Annotated in this window: 19 protein-coding genes and 1 pseudogene; 5 read left to right on the top strand and 15 right to left on the bottom strand. The window is 72.4% G+C overall.

The window, feature by feature from the left end; all coding sequences use genetic code 11:
- Positions 1 to 5: 5 nt before the first annotated feature.
- Complete coding sequence (locus tag ACZ6YG_RS15200) at positions 6 to 182, bottom strand: hypothetical protein (protein WP_187281158.1); 177 nt, start codon at positions 180 to 182, stop codon at positions 6 to 8.
- 100 nt (positions 183 to 282) lie between these two features.
- Between ACZ6YG_RS15200 and ACZ6YG_RS15195 the strand changes: the two genes are divergently transcribed.
- The gene (locus ACZ6YG_RS15195) at positions 283 to 729 is read left to right on the top strand and encodes a MarR family winged helix-turn-helix transcriptional regulator (RefSeq protein WP_271277570.1); all 447 of its coding nucleotides are present in this window, start codon (positions 283 to 285) and stop codon (positions 727 to 729) included.
- A 9-nt stretch (positions 730 to 738) separates the two neighbouring features.
- On the opposite strand, the gene ACZ6YG_RS15190 is transcribed toward ACZ6YG_RS15195, so the two are convergent.
- From ACZ6YG_RS15190 to ACZ6YG_RS15145, 10 genes and pseudogenes are all read right to left on the bottom strand, one after another.
- The gene (locus ACZ6YG_RS15190) at positions 739 to 1842 is read right to left on the bottom strand and encodes a DUF4037 domain-containing protein (RefSeq protein WP_148034573.1); all 1104 of its coding nucleotides are present in this window, start codon (positions 1840 to 1842) and stop codon (positions 739 to 741) included.
- A gap of 111 nt (positions 1843 to 1953) precedes the next feature.
- The gene (locus ACZ6YG_RS15185) at positions 1954 to 3417 is read right to left on the bottom strand and encodes an aldehyde dehydrogenase family protein (RefSeq protein ID WP_466018481.1); all 1464 of its coding nucleotides are present in this window, start codon (positions 3415 to 3417) and stop codon (positions 1954 to 1956) included.
- A gap of 41 nt (positions 3418 to 3458) precedes the next feature.
- Positions 3459 to 4580, bottom strand: a complete 1122-nt coding sequence (locus ACZ6YG_RS15180) for an NAD(P)-dependent alcohol dehydrogenase (RefSeq protein ID WP_466018311.1) — start codon at positions 4578 to 4580, stop codon at positions 3459 to 3461.
- Complete coding sequence (locus ACZ6YG_RS15175; protein ID WP_466018310.1) at positions 4577 to 5908, bottom strand: amidase; 1332 nt, start codon at positions 5906 to 5908, stop codon at positions 4577 to 4579. Before ACZ6YG_RS15175 ends, ACZ6YG_RS15180 begins: the two co-directional genes overlap by 4 nt.
- The gene (locus tag ACZ6YG_RS15170) at positions 5895 to 6917 is read right to left on the bottom strand and encodes a branched-chain amino acid ABC transporter permease (RefSeq protein WP_466018309.1); all 1023 of its coding nucleotides are present in this window, start codon (positions 6915 to 6917) and stop codon (positions 5895 to 5897) included. The genes ACZ6YG_RS15175 and ACZ6YG_RS15170 overlap by 14 nt, the downstream gene beginning before the upstream one ends.
- Entirely contained in the window at positions 6914 to 7780 is an 867-nt protein-coding gene (locus ACZ6YG_RS15165) for a branched-chain amino acid ABC transporter permease (RefSeq protein ID WP_148031555.1), read from the bottom strand. The genes ACZ6YG_RS15170 and ACZ6YG_RS15165 overlap by 4 nt, the downstream gene beginning before the upstream one ends.
- Positions 7780 to 8511, bottom strand: coding sequence for an ABC transporter ATP-binding protein (locus ACZ6YG_RS15160; RefSeq protein ID WP_148031554.1), 732 nt, complete (start codon positions 8509 to 8511; stop codon positions 7780 to 7782). The genes ACZ6YG_RS15165 and ACZ6YG_RS15160 overlap by 1 nt, the downstream gene beginning before the upstream one ends.
- A pseudogene (locus tag ACZ6YG_RS15155) lies at positions 8508 to 9185 on the bottom strand (ABC transporter ATP-binding protein); the annotation flags it as partial. The gene ACZ6YG_RS15160 and the pseudogene ACZ6YG_RS15155, both read right to left, overlap by 4 nt.
- A gap of 71 nt (positions 9186 to 9256) precedes the next feature.
- The gene (locus ACZ6YG_RS15150) at positions 9257 to 10558 is read right to left on the bottom strand and encodes an ABC transporter substrate-binding protein (protein ID WP_187281157.1); all 1302 of its coding nucleotides are present in this window, start codon (positions 10556 to 10558) and stop codon (positions 9257 to 9259) included.
- Positions 10559 to 10767: 209 nt separating this feature from the next.
- Positions 10768 to 11595 (bottom strand): IclR family transcriptional regulator, encoded by an 828-nt coding sequence (locus ACZ6YG_RS15145; protein WP_261808545.1) that lies wholly within the window; start codon positions 11593 to 11595, stop codon positions 10768 to 10770.
- A gap of 113 nt (positions 11596 to 11708) precedes the next feature.
- Between ACZ6YG_RS15145 and ACZ6YG_RS15140 the strand changes: the two genes are divergently transcribed.
- A complete protein-coding gene (locus ACZ6YG_RS15140) occupies positions 11709 to 13184 on the top strand; it encodes an aldehyde dehydrogenase family protein (protein WP_466018308.1) in 1476 nt (491 codons plus the stop codon).
- A 54-nt stretch (positions 13185 to 13238) separates the two neighbouring features.
- On the opposite strand, the gene ACZ6YG_RS15135 is transcribed toward ACZ6YG_RS15140, so the two are convergent.
- Together ACZ6YG_RS15135 and purB are read right to left on the bottom strand one after the other, a co-directional pair.
- Positions 13239 to 14003 (bottom strand): GNAT family N-acetyltransferase, encoded by a 765-nt coding sequence (locus ACZ6YG_RS15135; protein WP_466018307.1) that lies wholly within the window; start codon positions 14001 to 14003, stop codon positions 13239 to 13241.
- Positions 14000 to 15430: an adenylosuccinate lyase gene (gene purB, locus ACZ6YG_RS15130; RefSeq protein ID WP_466018306.1), complete on the bottom strand. Its 1431-nt coding sequence runs from the start codon at positions 15428 to 15430 to the stop codon at positions 14000 to 14002. Before purB ends, ACZ6YG_RS15135 begins: the two co-directional genes overlap by 4 nt.
- A gap of 140 nt (positions 15431 to 15570) precedes the next feature.
- Between purB and ACZ6YG_RS15125 the strand changes: the two genes are divergently transcribed.
- Positions 15571 to 16566: an aldo/keto reductase gene (locus ACZ6YG_RS15125; protein ID WP_219552441.1), complete on the top strand. Its 996-nt coding sequence runs from the start codon at positions 15571 to 15573 to the stop codon at positions 16564 to 16566.
- 46 nt (positions 16567 to 16612) lie between these two features.
- Positions 16613 to 17302, top strand: coding sequence for a TetR/AcrR family transcriptional regulator (locus ACZ6YG_RS15120; RefSeq protein WP_466018305.1), 690 nt, complete (start codon positions 16613 to 16615; stop codon positions 17300 to 17302).
- A gap of 49 nt (positions 17303 to 17351) precedes the next feature.
- Here ACZ6YG_RS15120 and ACZ6YG_RS15115 read toward each other — a convergent pair whose 3' ends face one another.
- Complete coding sequence (locus tag ACZ6YG_RS15115; RefSeq protein WP_466018304.1) at positions 17352 to 20555, bottom strand: efflux RND transporter permease subunit; 3204 nt, start codon at positions 20553 to 20555, stop codon at positions 17352 to 17354.
- 110 nt (positions 20556 to 20665) lie between these two features.
- Between ACZ6YG_RS15115 and ACZ6YG_RS15110 the strand changes: the two genes are divergently transcribed.
- The gene (locus tag ACZ6YG_RS15110) at positions 20666 to 21115 is read left to right on the top strand and encodes a MarR family winged helix-turn-helix transcriptional regulator (RefSeq protein ID WP_271279456.1); all 450 of its coding nucleotides are present in this window, start codon (positions 20666 to 20668) and stop codon (positions 21113 to 21115) included.
- A 58-nt stretch (positions 21116 to 21173) separates the two neighbouring features.
- Here ACZ6YG_RS15110 and ACZ6YG_RS15105 read toward each other — a convergent pair whose 3' ends face one another.
- Entirely contained in the window at positions 21174 to 23444 is a 2271-nt protein-coding gene (locus tag ACZ6YG_RS15105) for a HelD family protein (RefSeq protein ID WP_466018303.1), read from the bottom strand.
- Positions 23445 to 23497: the final 53 nt, after the last annotated feature.

Raw genomic sequence — 23497 nt, 5'->3', positions numbered from 1 at the left:
GCCCATCAGTAGAAGTGCATCACCACGGCCAGGCCGACGAAGTGCATGAGCGCCACGGCGACCAGCAGGGCGACGAACACGAACTTGGCCGGGCCGTGCTCGAAGTGCTTGCCCTCCTTCAGCGGAGGCAGCTTGGCCTGGCGCTCGGCGATGCGCTCCTCCAGCGACTTGCGGTGAAACACGTGGCGTCCCCAAGATTTGCGTGTCAACTTTTTGTACAGTAATAGTTTGTACGCAAACTAATCTACCAGGGGCGACCGGAGGTGGGCACGCGTGAAGCCTGTGACAGAGGCGACAGACCTGCTCGCCCTCGACCGGCAGGTGTGCTTCGCCCTCAGCGTCGCCTCACGCGGAGTGATCGCCCTCTACCGGCCGCTGCTGCGGCCTCTCGGCCTCACCCACCCCCAGTATCTGGCCATGCTCGCCCTCTGGCAGCACGAGCCCCTGTCGGTCAAGGAGCTCGGCGAGCTGCTGCAGCTCGACGCCGGCACCCTGTCGCCGCTGCTCAAGCGGCTGCAGGCGCTCGGCTACATCCACCGCGAGCGCAGCAGCCTGGACGAGCGCGCCCTCTGCGTCACCCTCACCCCCGAAGGACGCCGGCTGCGGGCCGAGGCCGAGAAGATCCCCCCGGCCATCGTCGCCCGCCTCGGCATGGACCTCGACGAGCTGCAGGACCTGCACCAGGTCCTCACCCGCGTCATCGCGGCCGCCCGCAACGCCCAGCCCTGACGTGAGCCGTCAGGCGGTGAGACGGTCCGGCGGCGCGGACAGGCCCAGGGCGGCGGCGGTCGCGGCGCGCGCCCGGGGCGGCGACGTCAGCAGATCGGTCGAATCCGACAGCTGGTCGACGCAGCCCGCCACCGGCAGGCTCCGCACCACCGGATCCGACACCGCCCCCAGCAGCGCCGCCGCGAAGCGCTCCCCGCCGATCACCTCGAACGGCCGGTCATGGTATCCGCGCACCCCTTCGTCGAGCCGGCCCGCCAGGCCGACCCGGTTCTGCAGCGCGGCCAGCCGCCGGTAGGCCGCCGACAGCCCTTCCTGGCGCTGCCGCCACGACCGGGCGGCCAGGGCCGCGCCGAGAGCCTCCGCCAGCTCCGCCGACCCCGGCATCCGCGCCAGCGCGCTGCCCAGCCATTTGGCGTACGGGGGGTAGCGCCGCCGCAGCAGCAGCGCCAGCCGCATCACCTCCCGCACCAGCCGCGCGCCCTCCACCGCCGACCCGAGCTCGTCGCCCACCTCGCCGCACCGGCCCACGAACGCCTCCTCCTCGGCGATCCGCCGCCACTGGCAGGCCAGCACGTAGCGCCACACGTCCTGCGGATACCAGCGCAGCAGCCCGCGCACCGCCTCCAGGCCCCCCGGCTGCGGGCCGCGCTGCCACGGCACGCCCTCCGCCGCCGGGGACGGCAGCCCGTCGTGGAACACCTCCCCCTGCGTCACCTCCGCCAGCCGCTGCCACGGCACCGACAGCCAGTCCAGCAGCGTCACCCCCCGCCGCGGATCGAACCCGAGCCGGCCGCTCAGCCACGACCCCAGCTCGGTCACCACCACTCCCGGCCGCCTCTCCCCCAGGTAGTCGAACACGGTCGGCTGGCCGCGGAACCGCTCCGGCAGCCCGGCGGCCACCCGGGCCTCCACCTCCGTCACCATCCCCGCGGGCGCGAAGACCAGCACGCGCGGCCCCCAGTCGTGGTCGGTCGAGCGGCTGGTGTCGAACGCCAGCACCTCCGACCCGGGACCGATCAGCGCGGCACTATGCGGAACACCGGCGACGAGCGGCGCCACGACCTCACCGTAGAAGGCGCGGGACAACTCGATACCGGGCATGAAATCGGACATCACGCCGTCCACTGTGCCTGACGCCGCCGCCTGCCACATCCGAATTATCCGCGCCCCCGGCAGGGCCGGCGCCCGGCCGGAAACCCGCTCCCGGCCGGGGCCCGCGCGCCGTCAGAAGGGGTAGCGGGGCGGCTCACCCCGCATCGTGATCCAGCGGGTCTCGGTGAAGGCCTCGATGTTGGCCGCGGCCCCGCCGAACCGGGCGCCGGTGCCGGAGGCGCGCACCCCGCCGAAGGGCGCGTTCGCCTCGTCGTTCACGGTCTGGTCGTTGATGTGCACGATCCCGGTCGGGATCCGCTCGGCGACGGCCAGGCCGCGCATCACGTCGCGGGTGACGATGCCGAGCGACAGCCCGTACTCGCCGGCGGCGGCCAGCTCGGCGGCCTCCTCCGCAGAGGAGACGCGGGTCACCGGCGCGACCGGGCCGAAGACCTCCTCGGCGAAGGCCGGCGCGGTCAGCGGCACCCCGGCCAGCACGGTCGGCCGGTAGAACAGCTGCTCGTAGGTGCCGCCGGAGGCCAGCTGCGCGCCCTGCTCCACGCTGGCGGTGACCAGGCCGTGGATCTTGTCGCGCTGCCCGGCGTCGATCACCGGGCCGAGCGCGACGTCGCCGGCGGCCGGGTCGCCGACCGGCAGGGCGCCCGCCTTGGCGGCCAGGCCCTCCACGAACGCGTCGTAGAGCCGGTCGGCGACCAGGTGGCGGCCGGTGGTCATGCAGATCTGCCCCTGGTGGAAGAACGACCCCCAGGCGGCCAGGTTCACGGCCTCGTCCACGTCGGCGTCGTCCAGCACGAGCAGCGCCGAGTTGCCGCCGAGTTCCAGGTGGGCGCGCTTGAGGTGCCTGCCCGCCAGCTCGCCGATGCGCCGGCCCACCGGGGTGGAGCCGGTGAAGGAGATCACCCGCACGTGCGGGTCGGCGATCAGCGCCTCGCCCACGTCCGCGCCGCCGGGCAGCATCTGCAGCACGCCCGGCGGCAGCCCGGCCTCCTCCAGCACGCGCGCCATCAGGGTGCCGCCGGTGACGGCGGTGCGCGGGTCGGGCTTGAGGATGACCGCGTTGCCCAGCGCCAGCGCCGGCGCCACGGAGCGGATGCCGAGGATGATCGGCACGTTGAACGGCGAGATCACCGCCACCACCCCGGCCGGCACGCGGCGCGCCATCGACAGGCGCGGCTGCTCCGACGGCAGCACCTCGCCGATCGCGCGGCCGGGCAGCGTGGCCGCCTCGTAGCATTCCTCGGCCGCCACGTGCAGCGCGAACCCGGCCATGCCGGGCACCGCGCCGACCTCGCGGACGTTCCAGCCGCTGATCTCCTCGGCGTGCCGCTGCCACAGGTCGCCCGCCCGGCGCAGGACGGCGGCGCGGGCGGTGTGCGGCAGCGCGGCCCACTCCCGCTGCGCGGCCGCGGCGCTCGCGGCGGCCTCGGCCACGTCGGCGGGGGTCGCCAGCCCCATCCGGCCGAGTTCGGCGCCGGTGGCCGGTTCGACGACGGCGTAGTCGCCGCCGTGCCCGGCCGTCCACACGCCGTTCTTGAAGATCTTGCCCTGCCAGTCGATGGTGTCGAGCAGTGCCACGGCCGATTCGCCTTTCTCCATGTCGTCTCTTCCGATCGTCGTCAGTGGTTCATGCGCAGGACGGGTTTGAGCACCTCCCCGCGCCGGCTGTCGTCCAATGCCCGGTCGATGTCGGCCAGGTCGTAGAAGCGGATCAGGCGGTCGAAGGGGAAGCGGCCCTGCCGGTGGAGTTCGGCCAGGGCGCCGATGAGGGCGCGGCTGCGGCCGCCGCCGCCCAGGACGCCGACGACGCGCTTGCCCCACAGGGTGCTCAGATGGTCGAGCCCGAACTCGGCCCCGGCCGGGGCGCCGCCGACGAGCACGCAGGTGCCGAGCATGCCGACGCTGTCGGCGGCCTGCCGCACCACGGGGATCACGCCGGTGCATTCGAGGGCGTAGTCGGCCGGGCCGCCGCAGATCCGGTGGACCTCCGCCACCGGGTCGGCGCCCGCCCGGCCGGCGTCGACGGTGTGGGGGGCGCCCAGCTCGGTGGCCAGCGCCAGCCTGGACGGGTGCCGGTCCACGGCCACGATGGTGGTGGCGGGTGACAGGCGGGCGGCCATGACGGCCGCCAGCCCGACGGCGCCGGCCCCGTACACCACCAGGCTCGACCCCGGCCGCGGCTGGAGGGTGTGGAACACCGCGCCGGCGCCGGTGGAGATGCCGCAGGCCAGCGGCCCCAGCAGGTCCAGCGGCGCCTGGCGCGGCACCACGACCAGCGCGTCCGCCCAGGTCAGCGCGTAGGTGGAGAAGGACGACTGGCCGAAGAAGTGGCTGTGCACGGGCGAGCCGCCGTCGCGGCGCAGCGCGCTTCGCCCGGCGAGGGGGCCGAGCAGCCGCCCGCCGCCGCACAGCGCCTCGCCGAGGCGGGCGCAGTAGCGGGGCTCGCCGTCCAGGCAGTTGCGGCAGGCGCCGCAGGACGGCCAGCCGATGACGACGTGGTCGCCGGGCCGCACGCCGCTCACGCCCGCACCGGTGGCGGCGACCACGCCGGCGCCCTCGTGGCCGAGCACGCACGGGAACGGCATCGGCAGGTCGCCGTGGCGGGTGATCTCGTCGGTGTGGCAGACGCCGGACGCCGTCACCTTCACCAGCGCCTCGCCGGGGCCGGGTTCGTCGAGTTCCAGCTCCTCGAGACGGAAGGGGCCGCCGAGCCGGTCGACGACGGCCGCGGTCACTCTCATGCCGGGTTCCTCCAGCGGGTGGGGGCGGGACGGGGCAGCGACGGGGTCAGGGCCTCGACGAGGCGGGCCGCGCCCAGGACGGTGTCGTCGCTCATGGCGGCCCCGGCGAGCTGGAGGCCCACGGGCAGCCCGCTCTCCTGGTCCAGGGCCACCGGCACCGACACGGCGGGCAGCCCGGCGGCGTTGAAGACCGAGGTGTGCCTGGTCAGGACCAGCTCGATCGGCCAGTTCCGGCCTGCGACGGTGACGGTCATGTCGCCGATCGGCGGTGCGGTGACCGGCACGGTGGCGGCGGCCAGCACGTCGTGGCCGGCCAGGGCCCGGCGCAGCGCGGCCGTCATGCGGGCGATGGCGGCCTCGTCACGTTCTGCCTGCTGGGCGGTGGCGGCCGGCAGGCGCATCAGCTCGGCGATGTCGGGGCCGAACAGCTCGGGGTCGCGTTCGAAGGCGTCGCGGTGGAACCGGCTCGCCTCGGCGTGGATCCTGGCCAGCACCGCCCCGGGCATGAGCGGCTCGTCAGGGATGATCACGTCGTCCACCCGTACGCCGTGCTCCTCCAGCCGGGCGCGGGTGGCCGCCAGCGCCGCCCGCACCGGCGGGGCGAGCACGGCGTCGAACCAGCCGCCGAGCCAGCCCACCCGCAGCTCCCCCGGCTCGAACGCGGGGACGGCGGCGGGGCCGGTCGTGAGTGCCGCCGTCAGTGCCGCTGTCAGGGCGGCCGCGCCGTCCACCGTCGGCGCCAGGACGCCGAGATGGTCCAGGGACGGCGCCAGCGGCAGGACCCCGTCCAGGGGGATCCGCCCGCGGGTCGGCTTGAAACCGACGCAGCCGCTCAGCGCGGCCGGGATGCGCACGCTGCCCGCGGTGTCGGAGCCGACCGCGCCCAGGCAGCTGCCCGCCGCGACGGACGCCGCCGACCCGCCGGACGAGCCGCCCGGGATGTGCCCCGGCCGGTAGGGGTTGCGGGTGGGGCCGAGCAGCGGGCTGTCGGTGCGGCCGCCCCAGGCCAGCTCGTGCGTGGTGTGCTTGCCGAGGATCACCGCGCCCGCGTCCAGCAGGGCGCGGACCGCGGCGGCGTCCCGGGCCGGCACGTGCCCGGCGAACCGCGGCGACCCGTAACCGGTCGCCACGCCCGCGGTGTCGATCAGGTCCTTGACGCCGATCGGCAGGCCGTGCAGCGGGCCGCGGGCCGGCTCCCTGGCCAGGGCCGCGGCCCGCTCCCGGGCCCGGCCGGCCGTCACCGTGGCGTAGGCGTGCAGGTGAGGCTCGGTGGCCTCGATCGCGGCCAGCATCCGTTCGGTCAGCTCGACCGGGTCACGCGGGGCCATCGGACCTCCGTACCAGATAGCCGATCGGGAACAGGCTCGGGCCGGGCACCAGCCCCCACAGCCCGCGCGGCAGCCTCAGCGCGGCCACGATGCCGACGACGCCCAGCAGCACCAGATACCACGAGCCGAAGTCGGCGAGCAGCTGCTGCAGCGCGAAGAAGATCAGCGCGCCGATCAGCGGCCCCTCGATGAAGCCGATGCCGCCGATCACCACAATGAAGATCATGTACGCGGACCACTGCACGCTGAAGATCGAGTCCGGGTTGACGCTGAGCGAGCTCAGCGTGATCACCCCGCCCGCGGCGCCGCACCCGGCCGCCGAGACCAGGTAGACCAGCAGCTTGGCCCGCCGCACGTCGATCCCCGCCGAGGCGGCCGCCGTCTCCTCGTCGCGCACCGCCATCAGCGACAACCCCAGCCGGCCGCGCAGCAGCAGATAACAGCCCGCGATCGTGGCCAGCGCCAGCGCCAGCGCGATCCAGTACGTCAGCGCGCCGCGCAGCGTCGCGTCGATCCCCGACAACCCCGAAAGGCTCTTGCCGCTGGCCCCGCCCAGACTGTCCACCCGCACCACCAGCAGCCGGTACACCTCGGCGATCACCCAGGTGCCGACCGCGAAGTAGTCGCCGCGCAGCCGGAACGCCAGCCACGACGTCGGCAGCGCGAACACCGCGCAGGTCAGCGCCGCCAGCGGCACCGCCAGATAGGGCTGCGCCCCGAGGTCGGCCAGCGCCACGAGACTGTAGGCGCCGATCCCGATGTAGGCCTGCTGCCCCACCGACACCAGGCCGCCGAAACCCGCGAGCAGGTTCCACATGCTCGCCAGCGCGATCAGCACGAACAGGTTGATCAGCGTGTCGGTGACCGTGCTGAACACCAGGAACGGCAGCGCCGCCAGCACCATCGCGGCGGCCGCCAGCACCACGGCCGACAGCTTGGCAGAACGGGTGGCGCGCACCACGTGCACGTTCCGCGCCGCCCGCGCGCTCAGAAGATGGGAGATCGTCATGCCGTCCGTCCAGCGAGCAGGCCCTGCGGCCGGAAGGCCAGCACGGCGAGGAAGATCAGATGTCCGGCCAGCAGCGTCAGCGCCGGATCGACCTGCGCGCTCACCGACTGCGTCACCCCGAGCACCATGCCGCCCAGCAGCGTCCCCCACAGCGAGCCCAGCCCGCCGATGACGACCGCCTCGAACGCGAAGATCAGCCGCGACGGGCCGATCGCCGGGTCGAACGACGAACGGATCGCGAACATCAGCCCGGCCAGCGCCACCGTCGCGAACGCGATCACCGTCGCGATCCCGTACACGTGCCGGCTGTCGGCGCCCATCAGATTCGCCGTCTCCGGGTCGTCGGAGGAGGCGCGCAGCATCCTGCCCAGCCCCGTACGCGACAGGAACAGCTGGATGCCTGCCAGCGCCGCGCACGCCAGCAGGAACGTGGTCAGCGACAGATAACCGACCGAGACCGCGCCGCTCACCTCGAACGACCCGGTCGCGAACGCCCCGGCGTCGAGCGTGCGCGTGTCCGCCGAGAACACCTCCAGCAGCACGTTCTGCAGCACGATCGACAACCCGAACGTGACCAGCAGCGTGGCCAGCGGCCCCGACGACAGGCTCCGCTGCAGCAGCACCCGCTGCGTCAGATAACCGAGCGCGGCGAACAACGGCACCGTCACCACGATCACCACCCACAACGGCAGCCCCGTCCCGCTGACCAGAGCCAGCGCCAGGAACGACGCCACGACCGCCAGATCGCCGTGCGCCAGGTTGACGATCCGCATCACCCCGAACATCAACGACAACCCAGTGGCGAACAGCGCATACAGGCCACCGAGCAGCAAACCCTGCACGACGGCGTTGACCCAGCCCATCAGTGACGTCCCTCCTGTGCGGGCTCCGCCGCCCCGATCCCGAAGTACGCGTGCTCGACCTGCTCCCCGGTCAGCTCCGCCGGCCGGCCCTGCAGCACCGAACGGCCTTCGAGCAGACAGTGCACCCGATCGGCGACCCGCATCGCCTGCGAGACGTCCTGCTCGACGATCAGCGCCGTCGTGCCCGCGCCGACGATGCCCGGCAGCACCTCGTAGATGCGGCGCACCACCACCGGCGCCAGCCCCAGCGACAACTCGTCGATGAGCAGCAGGTCAGGATTGGACAGCAACGCCCGGCCGATCGCCACCGCCTGCTGCTCCCCGCCCGACAACTGCCCGGCGTTCTGCCCGCGCCGCTCGGCCATCCACGGGAACAGCTCCAGGACCGCCGTCATCGTCCACGGCCCCGGCCGCCCCCGGTACGCGCCCGCCAGCAGGTTCTCCTCCACCGTCAACGAGCGGAACAGCCGCCTGCCCTCCGGCACCAGCGCGACGCCCGCCACCACCCGCCTGTGCGCGGGCATCCGGGTGATGTCACGCCCCGCCAGCTCCACCGTCCCCGACGACGGCGCGTTCAGCCCGGCCAGCGCGCGCAGCAACGTCGACTTGCCCGCGCCGTTGGCGCCGATGATCGCCAGCACCTCACCCTCGTCCACGGACAGACTCACACCGTCCACGGCGCGCAGCTGCCCGTGATGGACGGTCAGATCCCGGACCGACAACAGCGTCACGACCCCTCCTCCGCACCGGCCTCGGGACCGGCGCCCAGGTAGAGCTCACGCACCCGCTGGTCGGCCAGCACCCGCAACGGCTCACCGTCGGCCACCACGTCACCCCCGGCCAGGCAGATCATCCGCCCGACCGTCTTGACCAGCGCGTGCACCACATGCTCGATCCACACCACGCCGAGCCCGCCGGCGTGCAACTCCCTGACGACCGCCACCAGCTCGGCCACCTCGGGCTCGGTCAGCCCGCCCGCGACCTCGTCCAGCAGCAGCAGCCGCGGCCCGGTGCCCACCGCCCGCGCCACCTCCAGCCGCTTACGCTGCAACAACGCCAGCCGCCCCGCCGGAGTGTTCGCCAGCTCGGCCAGGCCGACGCGCTCCAGCACGCCCATCGCGTGCGCCTGCGCCTGCCTGCCCCGCAGCCCCGCCCCCTGATGCGCGCACACCAGCACGTTCTCGAACACCGTCAGATGCTCGAACGGCCGCGGCACCTGAAACGTACGGCCGATCCCGGCACGCGTGCGCGCATGCGGCGCCGCACCCGTGACATCCCGCCCGTCCAGCCACACCGTGCCGCCGTCCGGGCGCAGATCCCCCGAGATCATGGCGAACAGGCTCGACTTGCCGGCCCCGTTCGGGCCCACGATCCCCAGCGCCTCACCCGGCTCCACCGACAAACTCAGGTCACGGGCGACGACCACCTGACCGAAGCTCTTGGCGACGCCGTCCAGACGCAGCAGCGGCGCCGCCATCAGTCGCCCTGGTTCGTGGGCAGTAGGTCGCCGCCGACCGGCACATCCTTGTTCGGCGTGTTGTCGACGATCACCACATCCCACGGGAACTTCTCACCCTTGCGCCACTGCCCGCCCACCGGATGCTGGATCGCGATGCCCGGCTGCGGCCCCGCCGTGAAGTCGAGCTTCCCGCTCATGCACTCGATCTTCATCCCGCGCAGCTTCGACGCCACCTCGTCACGATCCTTCGGATCGCTCGCCTCCTTGAACGCCTGCACCGCGATCTCGAACAGCGAATACACCGACCCCAGCGCCTGCGTCCACTGCTTGCCCGTCGACGCCGCGAAGTCGTCGGCCAGCTGCTTGGCGCTCCTGCCGTCCAGCGTCGAGGTGTACGGATGCGCCGGGCTCCACCAGAAGTCCGTGGCGATGTTGGCCGCCAGCTGCCCCAGCGCCTCCGCCTCCGACGGGAACAACATCACCTTGGCCACCGTGGCCAGCTTCGGCCGGAAACCCTGCTGCCGCGCCTGCTTCCAGAACGTCTGGAAGTCCGGCGGGATCGGCGTGCAGGTGAACAGCTCCGCCCGCGACTCCTTGAACGTGGCGATCTGCGCCGTGAAGTCCGCCGCCCCGTTCTGATAGGCGCCACCGTCGACCGGCGTGTAACCGGACTCCTTCATCATCGCCCCCAGCCCCTGCCGGAAGGCATTCGCATCGGTGTCGTTCGGCCACAACGCCGCCACGTTCTTGTTCGACGGATCCACCCGCTCCCACATCGGGATGAAACAGTCGGCGAACTCCCGCATACCGAAGAAGAACAGCGTCGTGTACGTGAACCCCTCACCATCCTTGCCGCCCCGCCCGTTGAACCACGCCTCCCACGGAGCGATCGTGGTCACGTTCGGGATCCCGTTCGCCTCACACTGGTCGGCGACCGGATTCGTGGTGTCCGGAGTGGAGGAACCGACGATCAGATCCACCTTGTCACTGTTGATCAGCTGACGCGTGACCTCGGTCGCCCGGTTCGGATTCGACTGCGTGTCCTTGACGACGATCTCGATCCGGCGCTTCTGCCCACCGGCGGTGAAACCGTTACGCAACGCGTCCTGAATCTGCTGCACCACGAAATTGTCCGCGGCGGCGAACCCCGCCAGCGGACCCGTCTGCGGACTCACATAACCGATCTTCAGCACATCCGACGACGAACTACCGGCGCCCTTCAGTCCTCCGCAGGCGCCCACCAAGGACGTACCGCCGAGAGCCGCCGCCGCCTTCAGGAAAGAACGCCGATCCAGGCCGCGTGTGGGGGTGTCACTCACGCCAAACTCCTCGTTTCGACGGCGCGCAGGCAGCACTGAACCTGGACACGCCGCAGTTGCTCTGGGGGATGTCTCACCCGGCCACCAGCTGGCCGGGGAACGGCACGGACCTCCGGTGGCGGAAGTTGAGCCGACCGTACGGTCCCGCCCACACCAGAGCAACACAGCGTTCGAACCACCCGAACGCGATTTGCCTCCCCCGAACGCCCCTACTCCGGCCGGTAACCCAACCGCCGCGAAATCTCCGCCGCCGTACGCCGCAACGGCCCCTCCAACCGCCCCGCCAGCGACTCCACCGCCGCCGGCGCCATCGTCAGATGCACCGCCACGTTCACCGCCGCCACCACCTCACCCGAACGATCACGCACCGGCGCCGCGAACGACCGCAACCCCGGCGCCAGCTCCTCGTCGTTCACCGCCCACCCGCTCTGCCGCACCTTCGCCAGCGCAGCCACCAACTGCTCCCTGTTCGTGATCGTCTTCGGACCCCGCCGCGCCATGTCGATCCGATCCAGCGTCTGCCGCAACGCCACCGGATCCCGGAAAGCCAGCAACACCTTCCCCATCGACGTGCAGTACGCCGGCAACCGCGACCCCACATGCAAATTCAGATCCATCGCCAGCGAACTCCGCCGCGCACTACGCCGCCGATCCACATACACCACGTCCGGCCCGTCACACAGCCCCATGCTCGCCGTGAACCCCGTCTCATCGGCCAGCGCCTGCAACACCGGCCCCGCCACCTTCGTCAACTCCATCGAATCGATCGCCGCGAAACCCAGATCCACCACCCGCGGCCCCAGGAAATACTTCTTCGTCTCCGGGTCCTGCCGCAGATACTCCAGCTTCACCAACGTCGCCACATACCGATACGTCGTGCTCTTGTTCAGCCCCACCGCCCGCGCCAGATCCGCGATCCCCAGCACCGAACGATCACCACCGAACGCCGACAGCACACTCAGCCCCCGCTCCAAAGACACCGAGAACGCCGAAGAACCAGCCGCCGCACGACCACGCGAAGAACCATCATCAGCCACGCGTGCCAGAATACGACCCCAACGTTCTAACCATCCGAACCGCTGTGGACAGCCCGCCCCCACCACCGGAAAGCTAACGGCCGGCAACAACGAGCAAGAAGATCGGGGACTCGATGGCCGCGGCACACCCCTGGACCGCAAACACCACACACTTCATCGCCGGCACCTGGACACCCGCAACCACCGGCCGCACCTACCCCAACCGATCCCCCTGGTCAGGCCACATCCTCAGCCACGCCGCAGCCGGAGACGCCGAAGACACCGAACACGCCATCACCGCCGCCCACCACGCCTTCCCCACCTGGAGCCGCACCCGCCCCGCCGAACGCCAGCGCGTCTTCCTCAACGCCGCCGACCTCCTCGAACAACGCGCCACCCACGTCCTCGCCGCCCTCGCCGCAGAAACCGGCTGCGGCCACCACTTCGGCACCGTACAACTCGACTTCGCCGTCAAACTCCTCCGCCAAGCCGCCAACCTCGCCTACCGCCCCGCAGGCGAACTCCTCCCCTCCGACACCGACGGCACCCAAGCCATGGCCGTACGCAAACCCGTCGGCGTCGTCGCCGCCATCGCCCCCTGGAACGCCTCACTCACCCTCTCCGGCCGCGCCATCACCGGCCCCCTCGCCCTCGGCAACACCGTCGTACTCAAACCCTCCGAAGAAGCCCCCTACACCGGCGGCACCCTCTGGGCCGAAATCCTCCACCAAGCCGGACTCCCCGCCGGAGCACTCAACGTCATCACCCACGCACCCGGCGAAGCCGGCGCCGTCGGCGACACCCTCCTCGCCAGCCCCCTCGTCAAACGCCTCAACTTCACCGGCTCCACCCCCACCGGCAGACGCCTCGCCGAAAAAGCCGGCCGCCACCTCAAACGCGTCGTCCTGCAACTCAGCGGCCAGAACCCCCTCATCGTCGCCGCCGACGCCGACCTCACCCACGCCGTCGACGCCGCCGTCTACGGCGCCTTCATCCACCAAGGCCAGGTCTGCATGTGCGCCCGCCGCATCTACGTCGAACGCCCCCTCGCCGACGCCTTCACCGAACGCTTCGCCGCCCGCGCCGCCCGACTCCCCACCGGCGACCCCGCCGACCCCGCCACCGTCATCGGCCCCGTCATCAACGAATGGGCCCTCGCCCTGCTCGACCGGCGCGTCAAAGAAGCCGTCGGACTCGGCGCCCGCGTCCTGGCAGGCGGCGAACCCGCACCCCCCTGCTACCCCGCCACCGTCCTCACCGACGTCCCCGACGAAGCCGAGATCGCCCAGAGCGAGACCTTCGGCGCCGTCGTCGTCGTGGAAACCGTCGACTCCGCCGAAGAGGCCGTCGCCCGCGCCAACCACACCGACCTCGGCCTCGCCGCCTCCATCATCACCGGCGACAGCCGGCGCGGACTACGCCTGGCCGCCACCCTGGAAGCCGGCATCGTCCACGTCAACGACCAGCCCGTCAACGACGAACCGCAGATGCCCTTCGGCGGCGTCAAGGACAGCGGCTGGGGACGGTTCGGCCTCGGCTTCGCCGCCGAGGAGTTCTGCGAGACCCAGTGGGTCACCGTACGGGACGACCCCCGCACCTACCCCTTCTGACCGTCGCAGGGTTGAAGGGTTGGTGACGTGTGGTTCCGCACCCACCCGCGCCCTTTACATTGTAGATTTCATGTACGAGGACAGCACCGGCCTGATCCGATACCCGAGCCGCTCGTACACGGCGATGGCCGTGGCGTTGTCGTCGTCCACCATCAGCGCCGCCCGCCCGTACGACGCCACCAGCTCCCCCGACACCCACCCGCACACCCGCTCGGCCAGCCCTCGCCCCCGGAACGCGGCCGCCGTCGCCACCCCCGCCAGCACGCCCACCGACGGAGCCGGCCAGGCGTCGGCCGCCACCGACGCCAGCACCCCGTCCACCCGCACCCCCGCCCACCGGCGCACCCCCGGCATCCCGGGAGCCGCGTAGGAGTCCGGCGTGTCCACCGCCAGCAGCGCGGCCACCTCCCCCTCGGCCTCTGCCGGCAACCAGCCCACCTCCGTCGCGGAGGCCGGACCGGACGGAAAACCCGGCCCAGGCCGGTCGGCCAGGCTCATCCAGGAGAACGCGCCGCCCACCTCCAGCCCGTCCAGCTTCGCCACGACCTGCGCCAGCAGCTCCCGCTCACCCCACGGCCGGTAGGAGGGCCCCAGCTCGGCCAGCGCGTGCCGGACCAGCTCCACCGCGTCGGCGGCCTCCCCCCACACCGCCAGCCGGTCGTGGCGCGACACCCCGGGCGCGGCGGACACCACCGCGCCGCCCGACGCCCACGCCCGCGCCGGCCCGCCGCCGCCGAGGTCCTGCGCGTTCCACACCACCAGGTCGTCGTCACCGCACGCGGCCCGCAACCCGGCGAGCGAGGCCAGCTCGTGGATCACAGGATGGCGCCCGGACGGTACGCGGCCGCCTCCGGGTGCTCGGCCACCACACGGCCCACCTGCTCGACGACCTCCCGCACCTGGCCGGCGGCGGCGCCGGTGAACGACACCCGGTCGGCCAGCAGCGCATCCAGCGCCGCCCGGTCCAGCGGGAACCGCTCGTCCGCGGCCAGCCGGTCGAGCAGCTCGTTGGCGCCGCCGCTCCGGCGCATCGCCAGCGCGGACGCCACCGCGTGCTCCTTGATCAGCTCGTGCGCCCGCTCGCGCCCCATCCCGGCCCGGACCGCCGCCATGAGCATCTTGGTCGTCGCCAGGAACGGCAGGTAGCGGTCGAGCTCGGCGGAGATCACGGCCGGGAAGGCGCCGAACTCCTCCAGCACCGTCAGCATCGTCTCCACCAGGCCGTCGAAGGCGAAGAACGCGTCCGGCAGCGCCACCCGGCGCACCACCGAGCAGGACACGTCGCCCTCGTTCCACTGGTCGCCGGCCAGCTCCCCCACCATGGAGGCGTAACCCCGCAGCACCACGGCCAGGCCGTTGACCCGCTCGCACGAGCGGGTGTTCATCTTGTGCGGCATCGCCGACGAGCCGACCTGGCCCTCCTTGAAGCCCTCGGTGACCAGCTCGTGGCCGGCCATCAGCCGGATCGTCCTGGCCAGCGAGGACGGCGCGGCGGCCAGCTGGACGAGCGCGGTGACGACCTCGAAGTCCAGCGAGCGCGGGTAGACCTGGCCGACGCTGGTCAGCCGGCGCTCGAAGCCCAGGTGGGCCGAGACGCGCTCCTCCAGCTCCGCCAGCTTGGCGTGGTCGCCGCCGAGCAGGTCGAGCATGTCCTGGGCGGTGCCGACCGGGCCCTTGATGCCGCGCAGCGGGTAGCGGGCGATCAGCTCCTCCAGCCGCCGGTAGGCCACCATCAGCTCGTCGGCGGCGCCGGCGAAGCGCTTGCCGAGGGTGGTGGCCTGGGCGGCGACGTTGTGGGAGCGGCCGGCCAGCACGGTCGCCTCGTGACGGGCGGCGAGCTCGGCCAGGCGGGCCAGCAGCGCCACCACGCGGCCGCGCACCAGCAGGAGGCTGTCGCGGATCTGCAGCTGCTCGACGTTCTCGGTCAGGTCGCGGGAGGTCATGCCCTTGTGGACCTGCTCGTGCCCGGCCAGCGCGTTGAACTCCTCGATGCGCGCCTTGACGTCGTGGCGGCTCACCCGCTCGCGCGCCGCGATCGACTCCAGGTCGACCCGGTCGACGACCTTCTCGTAGTCGGCGACCGCGCCCTCGGGCACCGCCACGCCGAGCTCGGCCTGCGCGCGCAGCACCGCCAGCCACAGCCGCCGCTCGGCGGTCACCTTGTGCTCGGGAGACCACAGGCGGGCCAGCTCCGGCGAGGCGTAACGGGCTGCCAGGACGTCAGGGATGCGAGGCTTGGAAGTCACGTTGGACAAGTGTATGGGCAGGTGCGCGGCCCGTACCGCACAGGCCGGTATCAGCGATCACATTCTTACGGTAGCGACGATAACTTAGCGGTGATATCGTCAGTTCTGTTAACAGTGAAAACATCTCGGGGAGACACCTCATGAACACGCGCACCCTCGGCGTCACCGGGCCGGTCGTGTCCGAGCTCGGGCTCGGCCTGATGGGCATGTCCGACCTCTACGGCCCCGCCGACGAGAAGGAGTCGCTGGCCACCATCCACGCCGCCCTCGAAGCGGGCGTCACACTGCTGGACACCGGCGACTTCTACGGCATGGGCCACAACGAGCTGCTGCTGCGCGACGCCCTGCGCGGCGCCGGCCGCGACCGCGTCGTGATCAGCGTCAAGTTCGGCGCGCTGCGCGGCCCCGACGGCGGCTGGCTCGGCTACGACACCAGCCCGGCCGCGACCAAGACCTTCCTCGCCTACAGCCTGCGGCGGCTCGGCACCGACCACATCGACGTCTACCGGCCCGCCCGGCTCGACCCCGAAGTGCCCATCGAGGAGACCGTCGGCGCGCTCGCCGAGCTGGTCCAGGCCGGATACATCCGCCACATCGGCCTGTCCGAGGTCGGCGCCGACACCCTGCGCAGGGCCGCCGCCGTGCACCCGATCAGCGACCTGCAGATCGAGTACTCACTGCTGTCACGCGGCATCGAGGCCGAGATCCTGCCCACCGCGCGAGAGCTCGGCATCGGCGTCACGGCCTACGGCGTGCTGTCGCGCGGCCTGCTGAGCGGCCACTGGACCCCGGACAGAAACCTCGCCGCCGGCGACTTCCGCACCGCCAGCCCGCGCTTCCAGGGCGGCAACCTGGAGCGCAACCTGGCACTGGCGGAGGCCCTGCGCGGCGTCGCCGAACGCAAGGGCGTGACCGCCGCCCAGGCCGCGATCGCCTGGGTGAGCCGGCAGGGCCAGGACATCGTGCCGCTCGTCGGCGCCCGCACCCGGGCCCGGCTGGCCGAATCCCTCGCCGCCACCGGCGTCCACCTCACCGAGCAGGACCTCGCGGACATCGAGCGCGCGGTGCCCGCCGGCGCCGCCTCCGGCGCGCGCTACGCCGCCCCGGCGATGGCCCACCTGGACAGCGAACGCTGACCGGCACGGGCCAAATCGATAACATCATCCTGTTACCATCGGAAACATGGCGAAGACCCACCGGGACCGCATCATCGAAGCCGCCTCGGCCCTGCTCACCGCGGGCGGGCGCGACGCGGTCTCGACCCGCGCCGTGAGCGCCGCCGCCGGGGTGCAGGCCCCGGCGATCTACCGCGTCTTCGGCGACAAACAGGGCCTGCTCGACGCCGTGGCCGGCCACGGCTTCCAGACCTACCTGCGCAGCAAGAAGGACAACCCCGTCACCGACGACCCGGTCGCCGACCTGCGCCGCGGCTGGGACCTGCACGTCGGCTTCGGCCTGGCGCACCCCGCCCTCTACAGCCTCATCTACGGCGACCCGCGCCCCGGCGAGTCACCCGCCGCCCGCCAGGCGTCGGAGATCCTCTCGGGCATGATCCACCGCATCGCCGAGGCGGGCCGCCTCGCCATGACCGAGGAACGCGCCGCCCTCCTCGTGCACGCCGCCGGCCGCGGGATCACCCTCACCCTCATCTCCATGCCCGAGGAGCAGCGCGACCCGGCCCTGTCGGCCACCGCCCGCGACTCGGTCATCGCCACCATCACCACCGGCCCGCCGCCCGGCGCGACGCCGGACGGCGGGCCGGTCGCAGCCGCCGTCGCGCTGCGCGCGGTGCTGCCCCGCACCACCGCGCTCAACGCGCCGGAACGCGCCCTGCTGGCCGACTGGCTCGACCGCATCGCCACGAGCGGCTAGCGGGGGCGTCCGCCCGCACGGCACCGGGCCGCACGGGCGGACACGCCCGTCAGGGCGCCGCCGTCTCCAGCACCTTCGGCTCCGGCTTCGCCTCCGGCGGGGTGCGCCGCATCCGCTCCTTGCCCCGCTCCACCATCGTGTACAGCGTCGGCACCAGCACCAGCGTCAGCAACGTCGAGCTGATCAGACCGCCGATCACCACGATCGCCAGCGGCTGCGAGATGAACCCGCCGTGACCCGTCACGCCGAGCGCCATCGGCACCAGCGCGCAGATCGTCGCCACCGCCGTCATGAGGATCGGCCGCAACCGCCGCCGGCCGCCCTCCACGACCGCCTCCACGATCCCCATGCCCTGGGCGCGGTACTGGTTGATCAGGTCGATCAGCACGATCGCGTTCGTCACCACGATGCCGATGAGCATCAGCATGCCGATCAGCGCCGGCACGCCCATCGCCGTGTCCGTGGCCACCAGCAGCCCCACCGCGCCGGTCGCCGCGAACGGGATCGACACCAGCAGGATCAGCGGCTGCACGAAGCTGCGGAACGTCGCCACCATGATCATGAAGACGATGGCGATCGCCGCCAGCATCGCCATCCCCAGGTCCGCGAACGCCTCCTCCTGGTCCGCCGAAGCGCCGCCGATCTCGTACGCGGCGCCGGCCGACAGGCCCAGCCCGTCCAGCTCGCGCGTCAGCTCGGCGGTGACGCTGCCCAGGTCGGCGGCCGTGGCCTTGGCCGAGACGGTGGCCGAACGCTCACCGTCGATCCGGGTGATCTGGGTGGGACCGTCCACCTTCTCCACCTCGGCCACCGACGACAGCTTCACCAGCCCGGACGCCGTCGGCAGCCGCAGGTCGCGCACCGCCTTGACGTCGTCGGGCGCGTCGCCGACGCGCAGCACCAGGTCGCTCGCCCGGCCGTCCAGCGTGAGCTGGCCCAGCGGGGCGCCGCGGAACGCCTGCGCCACCGTCTGCCCGATCTGCGCCTCGGTCAGGCCGCGCGCGGCAGCCTTCTCACGGTCCACCCGCACCTCGATCCGCGGGGCGCTCGTCTCCAGGTTCGAGGACACGTCCCGCAGCCCCTCCACCTGGCCCATGGCGCCCGTCACCGCGTCGGCGGCCGAGCGCAGCGCGCCGATGTCGGGAGCGCGCACGATCACCTGGACGCTGTCGGAGGAGAACCCCGCGGCCGACGCGCCGCCCACCGTCACCTCGCCGATGCCCGACACCTCGGCCAGCCGGTCACGCAGCTCCTGCTCCACCGCCGGAGTGTCGCTGCCGTCCTTGATCGTGATCGAGTAGGAGGCACGGTCGGCGCCGCCCCCGGTCCCGCCCATCATGGCATTGCCGCCACCGACGTTCACCTGGTAGGACTCGACCGAGTCGACCTGCTCCAGCACCTCCTCGACCTTGGCCGCCGCCTTGTCGGTGGTCTTCAGGTCGGTGCCCACCGGCATCCGCTGGCTCATCGAGATCGTGTCCTGGCCCGAGGAGTCCAGGAAGTTCGTCTGCAGGCTGCCCGCCAGCCCCATCGTGCCGGCGAACACCACCACGCCGATCAGCAGCGTCACGACCTTGAAGCGGGTGGCGAAACGCAGCACCGGCAGGTAGGCGCGCTGCAGCGGCGAGCGCAGCTCCTTGGCCTCCGCCTTCTCCCGCTGCGCCCTGGCCTCCTCCGGCGTCAGCCCGCGCGTCCCGAGGAACCAGTAGGCCAGCACCGGCACCACCGTCAGCGACACCACCAGCGAGGCCAGCAGCGCCACCGTCACCGTGATCGCGAACGGCGCGAACAGCTCGCCCACCATGCCGCCGACGATCGCGATCGGCGCGAACACCGCCACCGTGGTCAGCGTCGACGCCGTCACCGCGCCCGCCACCTCGCGCACGCCCGTCAGGATCGCCGACCGCCTGGCCTCGCCGTAGCTGAGATGCCGCTTGATGTTCTCCAGCACCACGATCGAGTCGTCCACCACCCGGCCGATCGCGATCGTCAGCGCGCCCAGCGTCAGCATGTTGAGCGAGTAGTCGCCCAGCCACAGCACCAGCAGCGCGATCACCACCGACAGCGGGATCGACACCGCCGTCACCAGCGTGGAGCGCACCGACAGCAGGAACACCAGGATGACCAGCACCGCGAACACCAGGCCGAGGATGCCCTCGGTGGTGAGGTTCTCGATCGACTCCTCCACGTACGGGGCCTGGTCGAAGACCACCTCGATCGCGGTGTCGGAGCCGTCGCCGAGCGCGCGGGTCAGCTCGGGCAGCTTCTCGCGCACCTCGTGGGAGATCGCCACCGCGTTGCCGTCGGGCACCATGGTGACCGACACGCCCAGGCTCGTGTGGCCGTCGGTGCGGGTGATCGTGGTGGCGTCGGACAGGCCGCGCTCCACGGTCGCCACGTCGCCGAGCTTGACCGGCTTCGGCGCGCGCTGCTGCACGGCCTGCTGCGGCGCCTGCGGCTGCTGCGCGTTCTGAGCCTGCTGCTGCTGCGGCTGGGCCTGGGGCTGCGGCTGGGCGGGCGTGAGGTAGAGGTCGCGGATGTCCTCGACCGACTCGACGCGCGTGCCGACCTGGACGGTCAGCGACGTGCCGTCCTCCACCAGCGAACCGGCCGGGACCGGCGTGCCGTTGGCGCGCAGCGCCTCGGGGATCTGCGCCGCCGACACCCCGGCCAGCGCCATCTTCCCCAGATCCGGCGTGATCGTCACGACCTCGTCGCGGGTGCCGGTCACCTGCGCCTCGCGCACGCCGTCGACGGCCCGCAGCTCCGGCAGCACGATGCCGCGCAGCTTGTCGGCCATCTCCCGCGGGTCGCCGCCGTCGCCCACCGCCAGCACCAGCACCGGGATGTCGTCGGTGCTGCCCGCCACGACCTGCGGCTCCACGTTCGCCGGGAGCTGGCCGCCGATCCGGTTGACCGCCTGCTGCATCCGGCTGATCGACGCGTCGACGTCGGTGCCGTACTCGAAGGCGACCTGGATCTGCGCCAGCCCCTCCTTCGACGTCGAGGTCATCGACTCCATGCCGTCGAGCCCCTGGAAGGAGTCCTCCAGGGGCTCGGTGACCTGTTCTTCCACGATGTCCGGCGACGCGCCCGGATAAGCCGCCACCACGAAGGCGCCGGGAAAGCTCAGCGACGGCAGCAACTGCTGCTTCAGCTGCGGGATCGTGAACAGGCCGAAGGCGCTGAGCACGACCGCGATCAAGATCACTAGACTGCGGTTGGCAAGGCTCAACCGGGCGAGTGCGGTCATGGAGTCGGTTCCCTTCAAGATTTCGGCCCCAGACTAACACTTCGCCTTGGACGAATATTTAACGTCGCACGACGTTCCTGATAACCTTCTCAGGAAAGCGAGAGGTGTACGTGAACGACGAACGCGACGATCTGATCCACCAGATCATGCAGATCCAGCGCGACCTCGGCCGGGCCCTCGCCCGCCACCAGTCGCCGCTGTTCTCCTCCAACCTCACGATGCGCCAGCTCAAGGTCATCATGCTCGTCGCCGCCAACGGCTCGGCCACCGGCCAGGACCTCTCCCACAACCTCGGCGTCACCCTCGGCACCGTCACCGGCCTCGTCGACCGCCTGGTCGCCCACGGCCTGGTCAGCCGCCACGAGGACCCCCACGACCGGCGCGTGCGCCGGGTCGAGCTCACCCCCGCCGGCCGCACCCTCATCGAGGAGATCAACGACGCCGGCCTCAAGCAGTACCGCCGGATCATGAACCACCTCGACACCGAGACGCTCCGCTGCCTGCACCACGTGACCGTCCGCCTCCACGAAGCCGCCGCCGAGCTGCATCGGGCGTCGTAGCGGGGGTTTCCTCCGTAGGGGAGATCGCGACCCCCGCCCGGCGCCTTTACAATGTAGATCAGCTGGTCAGGCGGGACAGCGACGACGGCAGCTCACCCTCGCAGGCCACCGTCAGCCGGCGCGTCGCCCGCGTGATCGCCACGTACAGGTCCTGCGCCCCGTTCGGCGACTGGGCCAGGATCGCGGCGGGATCCGCCACGATCACCGCGTCGAATTCCAGCCCCTTGGCCCTCGTCACCGTCAGCACCGTCACCGGCGCGTCCAGGTCCTGCCCGGGGAACAGCGCCGCCGCCCGCCCGTACAGCGTGTCCGGGACCACCACGCCCACCCGGCCCTCGCCGATCGCCGCCAGCTCCTCGCGGGCCAGCTCCGGCAGGTCCGCCAGCCCCGCCCGCACCGCTCGGGGAGGCGCGCCGCCGTCGCGCACCGAGCGCGGCGGCGTCAGCGACGGGTCGATCGCCGCCAGCACGTCCGCCGCCACCTCCATGATCTCGGCCGGGGTGCGGTAGTTCACCTCCAGCCGCTCCTCCCGCCAGCGGCCCTCCAGGTACGGATCCAGCACCTCGCCCCACGAGCGGGCCCCCGCCGCCGAACCCGTCTGCGCGAGGTCGCCGACCACCGTGAGCGACTTGGCCGGCACCCGGCGCATCACCAGCCGCCAGGCCATCGCCGACAGCTCCTGCGCCTCGTCCACGATCACGTGCCCGTACGCCCAGGTGCGGTCCCGCGCCGCCCGGTCGGCCGTCGTCAGCTCGGACCCGTCGTCGGCGTGCCGCTCGGCCAGCACGTCGGCCCGTTCGAAGATGCCCTCCTCCAGCACGCCGGTGGTCTGCAGCACCTCCCGGGCGAACAGGTGACGCTCGCGCAGGTCCTCCTCCGCCCGGCGGCCCGCCGCCCGCGCCGCCGAGTCGTCCTGGCCCAGCAGCTCGGCCGCCTCGTCGAGCAGCGGCACGTCACCGGCCGTCCAGGCGGCGCCGGCGGGCCGCACCAGCGCCCGCCAGTCCAGGTCCGGCGGGCACAGCGCCTCCAGCGTCTCCGGCGAGGACAGCAGCTCGCCGATCAGCCGCGACGGCGTCAGCTCCGGCCACAGCGCGTCGAGCGCCTCCCGCACCTCCGGCTGCGCCCACAGCCGCTCCGACGCCACCGCCAGGTCGATCTCGTCCAGGTCGGACTCCAGGTCCAGCGGCCCGGCCAGCTCCGGGTCCTCCAGCTCCATCTCCGCCAGGCGCAGCCCCTCCTCCAGCGCCCGCGCCTCGGCCCTGGCCAGCTCCTTGAGCATCTCCGTCACGTACAGCTTGCGTGCCATGTTGTGCGTCAGCCGCACCGCGCGCGCCCGCGCCCGGTGCCGGGCGCAGGTCTCGTGCGGGACCCGCAGCCGCAACCCGTCGAGCTCCACCACCAGCTCGCCGTCCGGCACCCGCTGGCGATCGCGCACCGCCGCGGCCACCACCCCGGCCATCCGGATGTCGCCCTTGACGACCGCGGCCGCCGGCGGGTCGGCGGCCGTCGCACGCACCCCCGGGAACAGCTCGCCGAGCGTCGCCATCACCACCTGCGTCTCCCCCAGCGACGGCAGCACCTGGCCGATGTAGCGCAGGAACATCGCGTTCGGGCCGACCACCAGCACGCCGCGCCGCTCCAGCGTGTCGCGGTGGGTGTAGAGCAGGTAGGCGGCGCGGTGCAGCGCCGCCACCGTCTTGCCGGTGCCCGGCCCGCCCTGCACCACCAGCGCGCCCTGCAGCGAGGCGCGGATCACCCGGTCCTGCTCGGTCTGGATGGTGGCCACCACGTCGCCCATGCGGCCGGTGCGGCCCCGGCGCAGCGCCGCCAGCAGCGCCGCCTCCCCCACCAGCGTGCGGCGCTCGCCGTCGCTCATCCCCTCCAGGTCGAACACCTCGTCGTCCAGCCCCGTGACCGTGCGGCCCCGCAGGTGCAGGTGGCGGCGGCGCACCAGCGAGCCGGGGTCGGTGGCGGTGGCCAGGTAGAACGCGCGCGCGGCCGGAGCCCGCCAGTCGATCAGCACCGCCGAGCCCTCCTCGTCGCGCAGGCCGATCCTGCCGACGTAGACGCTCCGGCCGTCGCGGTCGTCGACCCGGCCGAAGCACAGCCCGCGCTCCACCCCGTTCAGCTGCGCCAGGCGGCGGGCCTGCGACGTGGCCAGCGCCTCGCGCTCGACCATGGCCTGGCGGGTGCCGCCGCCCCGGGCGTGCACGGCGCGCAGCGCCGACTCCGCCCGCTCCCTGGCGGAGTCGAGCCTGCCGTAGAGGCCCGACACGACCCGCTGTTCGGTGTCAAGGGCCGCGGCGAGAGCATCTTGACGATTATCCATCAAGTGGTATACTCCTTACGGGAGACGTGTGGAGACTGCCTTAAGCGTCGAGC

The sequence above is a fragment of the Nonomuraea sp. NPDC054003 genome (assembly GCF_055585125.1).
This window is presented reverse-complemented; position numbering and strand designations above follow the sequence as displayed.